Source organism: Sphingobacterium pedocola (assembly GCF_015209965.1).
Taxonomy (GTDB): Bacteria; Bacteroidota; Bacteroidia; order Sphingobacteriales; family Sphingobacteriaceae; genus Sphingobacterium; species Sphingobacterium pedocola.
Genome location: NZ_MU158692.1, coordinates 252368 through 264269, shown reverse-complemented (window position 1 = coordinate 264269; position 11902 = coordinate 252368). Strand labels below are relative to the sequence as shown.

General features: G+C 39.3%; 13 protein-coding genes. 11 read left to right on the top strand and 2 right to left on the bottom strand.

Annotation, left to right across the window (positions count from 1 at the left end):
- Positions 1 to 30 precede the first annotated feature (30 nt).
- Both C4F40_RS19330 and metK read right to left on the bottom strand, forming a co-directional pair.
- Positions 31 to 453, bottom strand: a complete 423-nt coding sequence (locus tag C4F40_RS19330) for a Dabb family protein (RefSeq protein ID WP_196941061.1) — start codon at positions 451 to 453, stop codon at positions 31 to 33.
- Positions 454 to 637: 184 nt separating this feature from the next.
- A complete protein-coding gene (gene metK, locus C4F40_RS19325) occupies positions 638 to 1891 on the bottom strand; it encodes a methionine adenosyltransferase (RefSeq protein WP_196941060.1) in 1254 nt (417 codons plus the stop codon).
- A 272-nt stretch (positions 1892 to 2163) separates the two neighbouring features.
- Here metK and C4F40_RS19320 point away from each other — a divergent pair, with 272 nt between their 5' ends.
- From C4F40_RS19320 to C4F40_RS19270, 11 genes are all read left to right on the top strand, one after another.
- Entirely contained in the window at positions 2164 to 3039 is an 876-nt protein-coding gene (locus C4F40_RS19320; RefSeq protein ID WP_231390143.1) for a diacylglycerol/lipid kinase family protein, read from the top strand.
- A gap of 12 nt (positions 3040 to 3051) precedes the next feature.
- On the top strand, positions 3052 to 3399 hold the full coding sequence (locus C4F40_RS19315; protein ID WP_196941059.1) for a translation initiation factor: 348 nt from the start codon (positions 3052 to 3054) through the stop codon (positions 3397 to 3399).
- Between the two features lie 401 nt (positions 3400 to 3800).
- A complete protein-coding gene (locus C4F40_RS19310; RefSeq protein ID WP_196941058.1) occupies positions 3801 to 4631 on the top strand; it encodes a MotA/TolQ/ExbB proton channel family protein in 831 nt (276 codons plus the stop codon).
- A 94-nt stretch (positions 4632 to 4725) separates the two neighbouring features.
- Entirely contained in the window at positions 4726 to 5382 is a 657-nt protein-coding gene (locus tag C4F40_RS19305) for an ExbD/TolR family protein (RefSeq protein WP_196941057.1), read from the top strand.
- 12 nt (positions 5383 to 5394) lie between these two features.
- A complete protein-coding gene (locus C4F40_RS19300) occupies positions 5395 to 5952 on the top strand; it encodes an ExbD/TolR family protein (RefSeq protein ID WP_196941056.1) in 558 nt (185 codons plus the stop codon).
- Positions 5953 to 5982: 30 nt separating this feature from the next.
- On the top strand, positions 5983 to 6861 hold the full coding sequence (locus tag C4F40_RS19295) for an energy transducer TonB (RefSeq protein ID WP_196941055.1): 879 nt from the start codon (positions 5983 to 5985) through the stop codon (positions 6859 to 6861).
- Positions 6862 to 7318: 457 nt separating this feature from the next.
- Entirely contained in the window at positions 7319 to 8242 is a 924-nt protein-coding gene (locus tag C4F40_RS19290; protein WP_196941054.1) for a PstS family phosphate ABC transporter substrate-binding protein, read from the top strand.
- Positions 8243 to 8268: 26 nt separating this feature from the next.
- Complete coding sequence (locus C4F40_RS19285; protein WP_196941053.1) at positions 8269 to 9999, top strand: tetratricopeptide repeat protein; 1731 nt, start codon at positions 8269 to 8271, stop codon at positions 9997 to 9999.
- Positions 10000 to 10351: 352 nt separating this feature from the next.
- A complete protein-coding gene (locus C4F40_RS19280) occupies positions 10352 to 10732 on the top strand; it encodes an NADH-quinone oxidoreductase subunit A (protein WP_196941052.1) in 381 nt (126 codons plus the stop codon).
- 106 nt (positions 10733 to 10838) lie between these two features.
- Entirely contained in the window at positions 10839 to 11393 is a 555-nt protein-coding gene (locus C4F40_RS19275; protein ID WP_196941051.1) for an NADH-quinone oxidoreductase subunit B, read from the top strand.
- Entirely contained in the window at positions 11386 to 11889 is a 504-nt protein-coding gene (locus tag C4F40_RS19270) for an NADH-quinone oxidoreductase subunit C (RefSeq protein ID WP_196941050.1), read from the top strand. The genes C4F40_RS19275 and C4F40_RS19270 overlap by 8 nt, the downstream gene beginning before the upstream one ends.
- The last annotated feature ends 13 nt before the right edge of the window (positions 11890 to 11902 follow it).

Genomic DNA, 11902 nt, shown 5'->3' with positions numbered 1-11902 from the left:
ATACACGTAATCTGACATCTATATACTAGCTTAAGCTACTAACATCGTGTCCGATACCTTTACTTTTGTCCATAGATGACTATACTTTTCAATTGCTTTAAGATGAAAAGGATGTGTTTCGTATACATTGATATCATCGATATTTGCGAACGTTACAATCAGGTTATAGGAAAAGGAATTGTCGACTACTTCGCGCGGGGTGGTGAGGGCCGGTTTCCCATAGTGTAGGCTTTGTACAGTAGGTACTTTGCGGAGTTCTTCAAAAAAGCCTGTAAAATTTTGAATATCCTGTTCCGCTAAACCTTCCTTCAACCAGAAGAACACGGTATGGACGATTGTTCCGGGTATGGAGTCCTTTTTTTCTGTAGCAATATTGGCTTTTGCAGCTACGCTGGTTAGCGTAAGAGCGGCTATACTTGCCGTAGATTTGTTTATAAAGTGTCTTCTTTTCAAAACAGTTTGTTTAGGATTCAGCAACGAATATAAACAAAATTGATTTTATTTAAAAATATTCATGGGTTGAAATGAACGTGTTAGAAAAACGCGTCATGCTCCCCTATGAGGTTTGCAATGACGCAGTTCAGATTTTTGAGAACTTTTTAAAACAGTCTCTATAATAATTTGGTAGAATGAGCTATCAAATGTTAAAAGCTTCTTTTACCCGATCAACATAATCAAGTCGCTCCCAAGTGAAGAGATCGACTTCGATGGTTTTCGTTTCTCCATTCGAGTTTTCAAAAGTTTTGGTGACGCGTTTCGGCGTGCGACCCATATGACCATATGCCGCTGTCTCCGAATAAATTGGATTTCGTAGTCCTAGACGTGTTTCGATTCCATACGGTGTCATATCGAATATTTCCGATATTTTTTTTGCGATTTCGCTATCGGATAATCCTATCTTGCTTGTGCCATAGGTATTCACATAGATACCCATTGGATCCTTTACACCAATTGCATAGGAAATTTGTACCAGTAATTCATCGGCAACTCCTGCTGCTACCAGATTTTTCGCAATATGTCTTGTCGCGTAAGCCGCCGATCGGTCTACTTTTGAAGGATCCTTTCCAGAAAAGGCTCCGCCGCCGTGGGCTCCTTTACCTCCGTATGTATCTACGATGATCTTCCTGCCTGTAAGACCTGAATCTCCGTGCGGACCACCGATGACAAATTTTCCCGTCGGGTTAATATGAAATTTGATGTCATCGTTAAACAAAGCTTGCAACTCAGGTTTTAATTGTGCTTTCACACGAGGAAGCAAGATTGATATGATATCAGCTTTGATTTTTTGTTGCATTTCGTGTTCTGATGCAAAATCATCATGCTGTGTGGAGATTACGATCGTATCGATGCGTTGGGGTTTGTGCTCGTCACTATACTCCAGCGTTACTTGGGATTTGGCATCTGGGCGTAAATAGGTTATTTCCTTATTTTCGCGTCTCAATGCCGCTAATTCATACAGAAGACGATGCGACAGATCTAACGCTAGGGGCATCAGATTATCGGTTTCATTGTTGGCATATCCAAACATGATCCCTTGGTCGCCTGCCCCTTGTTCCTGTCTCGTAATACGGTCTACGCCCTGATTTATATCTGCAGATTGTTCATGGATGGCCGAAAGTACACCACATGAATTTGCTTCAAACATATATTCTGATTTGGTGTATCCGATACGCTCGATCACCGAACGTGTTATTTTTTGCACGTCTAGGTAAATTTTTGATTTCACCTCACCTGCCAATACAACTTGTCCAGTCGTTACCAATGTCTCTATAGCGACACGAGCATCTTCGTCCCATGCCAAGAAATTGTCGATTAACGCATCTGAAATTTGGTCTGCAATTTTATCAGGGTGTCCTTCAGATACCGACTCGGAAGTAAATAAATACGCCATATTTAAATCTTTGAAATTATGATTTGCAGAAGATGCTTCTAGAATAAGAAGTGGAAAAACTTTTAGTTTTGAAAGGCTTTAGCACTTTTTTTCTGTGGTTGCAATCTCCCATTTACATCGAGATGTAAAATGCAAATCAGTCCACATTTTTTGTCGGTGCAAAGCTACAACTCTTTGGGTATTATAAAAAGATATTTTATATTTATTACCTTTTTTTGATATGACGTTAATCACATTCAATGCTTATCTTTACAACAGAACAGTGTTAAATAATGGATCGGAAAAAAATATTATTTGTTATAAATCCAATTTCAGGAGGTAAAAAGAAAACTTCTTTTAATAAACAGGTCCTAGAAGTGCTTGATCTGCAAAAATTTAACCCTACCTTCCAACAGACGACGAAACCCAATCATGCTTTTGAGTTGGGAAAAACTGCAGTAGCCGAGAATTTTGATGCGGTGATAGCAGTTGGAGGGGATGGCACGATCAATGAACTCGGATCCGCTTTAGTGGGTACTGATGTGCCGCTAGGGATTATCCCGGAAGGTTCTGGAAATGGTTTGGCGCTGTATTTGGGCATCCCCCTAAACGAGACTTCTGCAATTCGTCGTATCAATCGATTCGATGTAGTAGAAGTAGACAGTGGTATGATTAACGAACGACCTTTTTTTAATATTGCCGGACTTGGTTTTGATGCATCAGTAAGCGATCGCTTTGCGAATGATCCGACACGGGGCCCTATAGGATATATGCGATCCGTCATCAATGTACTGAGTAATTATAAACCTTGTAGGTATACACTTACCATTGACGACGTGGTGTATGAGAGGGAGGCTTTTATGATTAGTGTGGCCAATTCGCCGCAATATGGTAATAACGCTTACATCGCACCAAATGCTTCCGTAAATGACGGTTTATTAGATGTGTGTATTGTGCACAAGTTCCCGATGTATATCCTGCCAATGATGATCTATCATCTATTTAGTAAGACAGCAGACCAATCCGAATATGTTGAAATTATTCCTGGCAGAAAGATTCAAATCGATCGCGATACTAAGGGACCTGTACACGTGGATGGAGAACCTATTCATATGGAAGGGACGCTAAACATTAGTATCAAACCCAGTTCATTAAAAATTATTTGTTAATATAGATTAGATATGGCAAAGCAAAAAAAGCAGCGCTACGATGGGGTTGTGTATTCAACCGCCGATGATTTCGATTATAGGAATTCTGAAGAGACACTTGACCAAGAAACATTGCCTAATGAAAAGCAACGTTTGCGTGTACTATTAGACAAAAAGGCCAGAAAAGGGAAGGTTGTTACCTTGGTGGAAGGTTTTAGCGGTAAAGAGGAGGACTTAGCGGATTTGGCTAAGACGTTAAAGCAAAAGTGTGGGGTCGGCGGAAGTGCGAAAGATGGAGAAATTTTGATACAAGGGGATTTTAAGCAGAAAATATTTGATATCCTTCTTCAGATGGGTTATAAGGCCAAATGCATTGGATAATGTGGGATTATATCCTTGGATAAATGTATTATAACTAATGTTTTATATAATATATTTTTGGTTGCAACGTTATTAACACGGATACGTTTTGATGAGTGAACACTTACTTATTTTTCGCAGTTAACAATTTAATAATTTGCATATCATAAAAAAAATGATTTTTATTGTAAAATATTCACCGTAAGGCACCGTTAGTATATAGAATTTGAGATATGATTGCTGCTGATGATCATCTCAAGCCTCGGGGTTAACAGGGATATAATTTAAATGCAAATAAAATTTGACTTTTGTAACAAAATAGTATATTTGTTTTGACGAACGTCGGAATGACGCATATTCGTGCTTAAAAATTGAATTGAACATAAATAATTAAACAACAGTAAAATCTAAAAATTAGTAAAATGGCAAACGCACCAAAAACTACTAGCCCAGCAAAACAAGAAAGCGGCAACTCAGGAAATGTATTTGCAAGCTTATCTATTATCATTTGTTTTATACTTGGTTACCTTGTATGGAAATTTGTGATGGGTGATGCTTCAAACTTTATAGACAACAATCCAGAAAATCAACCTAAGCAAGGAAATTATTTAGGTATGGTTTATCACGCTGGTGTTGTCGTTCCGATCCTTATTGGATTATTCCTAATGGTATGGGTTTTCTCTATTGAACGCTTCATCGTAATCGGAAAAGCTTCAGGTACTGGAAATGTAGGAAACTTTGTAAGAAAAATCCAAGGGTTTTTGAAAAGCCAAAACATCGACGCTGCGGTTGCTGAATGTGACAAACAAAAAGGTTCCGTTGCTAACGTAATCAAAGCGGGATTGTTGAAATACAAAGATGTAGAAGCTAATCCAGGTTTGGATGCAGAGAAATCCTCACTAGCAATCCAAAAAGAAATTGAAGAGACAACTGCATTGGAGATGCCGATGTTAGAGAAAAACCTAAATGTTATCGCTACATTAGTATCTATCGGTACATTGACAGGTCTATTAGGTACGGTAACGGGTATGATCAAGGCCTTCTCAGCCTTAGCAACAGGTGGAGCTCCAGATTCAGCTAAACTGGCAAATGGTATTTCTGAGGCCTTAATTAATACGGCGACAGGTATCGCGACTTCAACTTTTGCAATCGTAATGTACAATATCTTGACGGCAAAAATTGATAAATTAACATACTCTATTGATGAAGCTGGTTTCTCTATCGTACAAACGTACGCTGCGAACCACAAATAGGTTATATTGAAATTTTCATTTTTATTTATGGAAAATGAAAAACTATAGCATCATTAAATAAAGACAGAGTTGTTAATTAAATAAAACTAAAGAAATGGGTAAAGCAAAAGTAAAAAGATCCAGTACTGCGATCGATATGACCGCAATGTGTGACGTGTCTTTCTTGCTACTTACGTTCTTCGTTCTAACAGCAACAGCCAGGACGCCTGAGACATTAATCGTTGATACGGCCCCATCTTATTCTCAAGCAAAATTGCCAGATGGTAATTTGAGTATAATTACAGTAGGTGATGAAGGAAAAGTGTTCTACAGTATGAGTGATCCTAATGTACGGGAAGAGACATTGAAAAATATGTCGCAGCTCTACAATATCGCGTTCACCGCCGAAGAATACGAACAATTCAAGCTGAGCGAGGATTTTGGGGTTCCAATGAAAAACATGAAACAGCTATTGGCATTGGAAGCAGGACAGCGAACGGCAGAACTTCAGTCAGGTGTGCCTATAGATTCTACGATGAATCTAACAAATGAGTTGCACAATTGGGTAAAGCAAGCACGTATTGCCTCCGCGAAGATACTGAAAGATAGAGCTATCGCAGATCGTAGGGATCCAGATGATATCGAACTAATGACAGTAGCGATCAAGGCGGATGCCGATGAGAAGTTTCCTAGCTTGAATTTAATAATTGAAACGTTACGTAATCAGAAGCAAAATAAGTTCAGTTTTGTAACCGGACTTAAAGCGGAATAACATTAAAGAAATATGGCAGAATTAAATCAAGATTCCGGCGGCGGTAAAAAGGGTGGAAAAGTAAGATCCAAGAAGAACGGTGGTAAGGTCGACTTAACTGCGATGGTAGATTTAGCGTTCTTACTGATCACATTCTTCATGTTGACGACTTCATTAAACAAACCTCAGGCAATGGATGTAGCTATGCCCGATAAAAACGTTGAAACGGATAGGAATACCGATGTAAACGTGGACGAACACCGTAGTGTGACGTTGATATTGGGCTCTGACGACAAGATTGTATGGTATAATGGTTCTATTACGAGTCCAATTTATCCACCCGCTGTAATCGATTATAGCAAAGACGGAATTCGTGCTGTGTTAGCGCGCATGAAGGCAGAAGTGCCGAAAAAGGCGGGAGGAAAGGATGTAATCGTTGTCATTCGGCCGAGTGAACAATCTGTAACACGCAATATTATCGATGCGCTAGACGAGATGAAGATCGCTGACATCAAACGTTATATGATTTCAAATCGTATAATGGCAGAAGAGATCGCGCTGTTGGAAGAAGAAGGAATCTATAACGACTAGTTGAAGATTCCAACATAAAATCAAAAAGTTATGTTTGAAAAATTAAATATATTCAAAAGCGAGTGGCTCGATGTTGTTTTCGAAGGTAGAAACAAGGCCTATGGAGCATATGAGCTTCGTAAGCTAGGTCCTAAGGCGACTAATATCGCTTTGGTTATCGTAGCAGGTGTGGTTGCTGTATTTAGTGCCACACAGGTTTTCGATATTGCCCTATTCCCGAAGAGCGAAGCTCCGCAGGAGGAAATTGCTTTTACCGAAGAGGTAACATTGGAAGACCTTGTAGAGGAATTACCCCCGGAGGAAGAACCTCCAGTGGAAGAAGAAGCTCCTAAGATTGCGGAATCTAAACCAGCTTTAGATGTTGTCGCATTACCAGAGATCAAGCCGGTACCTAAAGAGAAAGCTGTTGAAGAAGAAGTAGCAACTGTAGAAGAAGCTACAGACAAGAAAAAGCTTATCGGTCCCACGGCAATGAAAGGTATGAAAGGCGGTGCAGTTACGACAGAAGGTAAATGGGGTACGAAAGATGTCGCTGGTGCGGCAACAGGTAGTACGAAAGGAGTTGAAGGTGGTACAGGCACGGGCGATGAAATTTTCACTGCGGTAGAGGTACAGCCAGAGCCACCAGGTGGCATGGCCGCTTTCCGTAAATGGATTGCTGATAACTATCAGTACCCTAGTGGAGCTATCGATGCCGGTGTGAAAGGTACAGTACAAGTGTCTTTCGTTGTTGAGCGAGATGGTAGCTTAACCGATGTCAAAGTGGCGCGTGACTTGTCGTATGGTACGGGTCAAGCTGCAATTTCGATGTTGAAAAAAGCTAAAAAATGGAGTCCTGGTATTCAAAATGGACGTCCGGTACGTGTAGCTTACACGCTACCAATTCGATTGGATTTAACCAATATGTAATTAGTGTGAAAATTCAATAAATGAATAATAATACAAAGTTTAGACAGAAATCGCCGACACAGCGATTTCTGTCTATTTTAGGCCTTTTTATGTTTCTAGTGTATTTCACTTTAGGCCTATTGATTATATTTTGGGATAAGTTCCCCTTAGAAATAGACGCGCGGTATAGGAATATGTTTGGCATATTACTCATTGTATATTCGTTTATGCGTTTTATCCGACTATTTCAAAATAACTTCTCCCGTTAAACCCCTCATGATTGGTGGTATCACCCACAACCATGAACGTTATTGATGGGCATTGGACGGAGTAAGTGAATTTATTGAGGCCGTTGAAAGTGAAAAATCATCAATAGCACTAACAATTTTTTGCAAAAAAAACGTTAAGAGTTAATCTTTTTCCATTTTTACTAATCCTATTGATGAGAACGATTAATACATCAATAACAAATAATTAGATGAAAATATTTAATTGGACATATCTATTCATTCTTTTTTCCCTGTGTTGGAGCGGTTGCAGCAATAGCGGTAGTCCACAGAATGGCGCAAAGGGAGATCAAGAGGACGTATTAAAAGGGAGTATGCGTGTGGGAGTGGACGAAACCGTATTACCATTATTTTTGGAAAATAAAGAGGTCTTTGAAAGTTCGTACTATAATGCGACAATAGTTCCTCAACCGGCGGCTGAAGTACATGCTATCAATTCGTTGATAAAAGGTGAGACCAGTTTTGCGGTTTTGGCTCGCGAGCTCACTCCCGAGGAAAGCAAATCATTTGAACAGCGTTCGATTAAGCCGTTCATCTATCCAATCGCCTACGACGGCATCGTTTTGGTAACGAATAATGCGAGTGCAGATACTAGTTTTGCTATTGCAGACGTTATAGCGTTGTTAAAAGGGGAACAGGTCAAGGACGTTAAGCTCGTGTTTGACAATGTAAACTCAAGTGTGCTGCGTTATTTCAAGGACTTAGGCGCCATCGACAAGATAGCGGGTAATTACATCGAAATACAGACTTCGTCGGAAGCGGTGTTAAATGAAGTGGCTAATAGTGTGGAGAAAATAGGTTTTGTAAGTTTTAATCAATATTTATTTTTGAAAAGTTCTTTCAAAGAACTAGATAAAATTCGTATCTTAAGCGTCTTAAACGACAAGGGAGGGAAGCGCAGATACGTTAAACCTTCGCAAGCGAGTTTGTCCACCGATGAATATCCTCTGAAAAGAGAGATCTTCGCGTTAAACTATCAACCTAATTTTGGATTAGGGGTAGGTTTTTCGGCTTTTTTAACGGGAGATAGAGGCCAACGTATCGTTTTGAAGTCAGGTTTACTTCCTGTTACGATGCCCGGGCGTGAAATTATAATAAGAGATAGAATAAATTAGAAACAATAAAGAACACAAATAAAGTTATGACAAAAAGCAAATTATTTTTGAGTCTTTTAATGACCGGGGCAGTGGTTGGTTCAGCAAGTGCTCAAAGTTTAAAAGATGCTCAAGCAGCAATGGAAGCAGAGCAATACGATAAAGCTAAAGGTATTTTGCAAAATCTTGTGCAAAAGAAAGCCAAAGATGGCGAAAATTACTTTTACCTAGGTCAGGTGCATTTAATCAACGATAAAGTAGATTCAGCTGCAATTGTCTTCCAAGAAGGATTAACAAACAGCCCGAAGGAACAGTTGAATACAGTAGGTCTTGGTATTGTTGATTTAGAAAAAGGAGATGTTGCAGCAGCTGAGCAGAAGTTCACGACAGCGACATCGGATTTAAAAAAGAAAGATTATTTACCCTTATATTTCGTTGGCCGTGCTTACATCGATGCACCGAAACCGGATTATACCAAGGCGATTGAATATTTGACTCAAGCAAAAGCAAAGAATGCGAAGGACGCACTGATTCCGGTGGCATTAGGTGATGCATATGTAGGGTTGAATGAAAATAGTCAAGCTTATGTTAATTACCGGGATGCGTTAAATATTGACGAAAATTTGATTAAAGCAAAGGTAGCCCAAGCAGTGATAACGCGTCGTGCGCAAGCGTATGACGTAGCGCTAGAACAACTGACAAGCTTAGCCGGGGAATATCCAACTTTTGGTCCTATCTATCGTGAACTAGCAGAAACGCAATTGCAATTCGCCAAACGACTTCCAAATGAAACGGATGAGCAGAAGGCAACATACGAAACTGAAATCGCCAAAGCGGTTGATAGTTACAAAAAATATTTAGAAGTAACGGGCGATAACTCTATCGATGCTCGTGTACGCTATGCCGACTTTTTAGTATTCGGCCAAGAGTATTCGGAATTAAAAAGTGTAGCCCAACAATTGGAAAACGCACCAGGGGTAGACGCCAAAGTATATCGCTATTTGGGATATATTGCATTCAACCAAGATGAGGATTACCAAAAAGCTGTAGGCTATTTTGATAAATTGTTTGCAGAATCAGACACTAGTCGTTTGATTGACTATGACTATTTATTCTCAGGATTGTCTTATATCCAAACTGGAAATGTAGAGAAGGGATTGGCAAACCTGAAAACTGCGTTAGCGAAAAACCCTGAGATGATGCCAGAAATTGGAACTGCGGGTATGATCGCTTACGGAGAAGGTAAATACGATGTGGCGTCGGGTATCTTCAATATCCCGGCAAGTCAAAAAGGTACAGATTATTTCTATGAAGCTAACTTCTTCTTAGGTGATTCAAATTTCCGTGCCGGCGTAGCAAAAAAGGAAAAAGGTGAAGATCCTGCAAAAGAGTTTGATGTCGCGTTGAAAGCATTTGATGTGATTATCAAATCGAATGATCAAAAAGTTAATGAAGAATACTTAGCGCGGGCATTGTACCTCACTGGATATGTGAATATTTCTTTGGATAATGTTAATCCTGAAGAAGCAGACCAATGTAAAGGTTTGTTTGTTCCAGCATTTACCCAATTGATTCAAGTCCTTAAGGATAAAGAAGCCGGCGGTACAGCCATTACGGATGTCGAAAAATCATATCTTGTAGATGCGCATAATTACATCGGGTACTACCAAATTACGCAGGAGCAATATGAAGCAGCAATGGAATCTTTCAAAAATACGGTAAAATTATCACCAGAAGATGAATTTGCGAACGCTTACATCGAATATCTAGAAAGTTAGTAATTGTATAATATTGCGTTACGACCCTTAAAAGTCGAATTGCAGATATAAAGATTTTTGGCAAAAAAAAGGGACTGGACCAGTCCCTTTTTTTTGCCAAAAATCTTTATATTTTTTCTATAAATAGGTTCTTAATGGCGGAAGAGAACCGAGTTTGCTCACCGAAGATAAACCAATATACCCTGCAGCACCCATTAAAGCCATTAAAATGGGTATTGGTGAATAGTTGCTTTTATATGCAATTATAATTGCATACAAAAGCAAATTACGAATCGTATTTTTTTCTATTAGGTATTCGTGAATGCAAAGCATTTTATTTAAGTTTGTTAAGATAACAACAAATTAGAAAACTATGGAAAACCTACAAGGAGAAAGCCTTCCAGTCGATTATATTCCAATACTTATACAGCTCGGAGTCGCTGTAGCATTTGGTGTATTTGCTATCGTAAGTACACATTTGCTCGGGCCAAAGGTTCGTACGGAAAGTAAGCTTGAATCTTTTGAGTCGGGGGTTAAAGTAATTGGGAATGCCCGTCAGCCTTTTTCTATTAAATATTTTTTAGTTGCCCTCTTATTTGTCGTATTTGATGTAGAGGTCATATTTATGTATCCATGGGCTGTTAATTTCAGAGAATTTGGAGTAGAAGGTCTTATTGAGATGTTTATTTTTATGGGAATGCTTCTACTGGGATTTATCTATGTCATCAAGAAAAAGGCACTAGATTGGGATTAGAATCGTTATAAATAAAGAATAATCTTCTTTAAAAAAAACTAAAAATACTATTTTGTGACTGATTCGATCAGTAAGAAAGACGAGTAAACCGAATAATAATAACACCATGAGTAACATAAAGTTAGGAGAAACTCCTCCGGGAGTAGAGGGGTCAGGATTTTTTGCGACATCACTGGATAAAGCTGTAGGCTTGGCGAGGGCTAATTCCCTGTGGCCTTTGCCTTTTGCAACCTCTTGTTGTGGAATAGAATTTATGGCTACTATGGGTTCGACGTATGATTTGGCTCGTTTTGGAGCAGAACGACCAAGTTTCTCCCCGAGACAAGCAGATATGTTGCTCGTAATGGGCACGATCGCTAAGAAGATGGCTCCCGTTTTGAAGCAGGTGTACATTCAAATGGCAGAGCCTCGTTGGGTGATCGCTGTTGGGGCTTGTGCTTCCAGCGGAGGTATTTTTGATACCTATTCTGTATTGCAAGGGATAGATGAAATTATTCCCGTAGATGTTTACGTCCCGGGCTGTCCTCCTCGACCTGAAGCAATTTTAGACGGTGTACTGCGGCTTCAGGATATCGTAAAAAGCGAAACACTTAATCGAAGAAATACACCAGAGTATAAAGCATTGTTGGAAAAATACGGAATCGTTACGCATAATGGATAAGTTGGATAATCAAAACGTTTTAAATCGATTGAAGGATAAATTTGGAGACCAGATTCAAAACCCATTAGAACCTCACGGCCTTTTAACCATAGAGACATCAACCGAAAGTATTATCGATGTATTGCAGTTTGTGAAATCGGACGATGTACTCCAGTTTAGTTATTTGACAGATATTACGGCTGTACATTACCCGAATCAGAAAAATTCTTTTTCAGTAGTCTACCATGTGCATAATCTTTATCAAAATATACGTTTGCGCATTAAAGTATATATTGATGGACAAAATCCTGTTATTCCAACAGCTACTATAGTTTGGAACGGAGCCAATTGGATGGAGAGAGAGACATATGATTTCTTCGGAGTGGTTTTCGAAGGGCACCCTGATTTACGTCGTATTTTAAATATGGACGACTTAGGTGTTTTCCCGATGCGGAAGGAATACCCGTTAGAAGATCCGAACCGGGTAGATAAAAAGGATTTTTATTTCGGACGTTAAATCCGAGTTAATT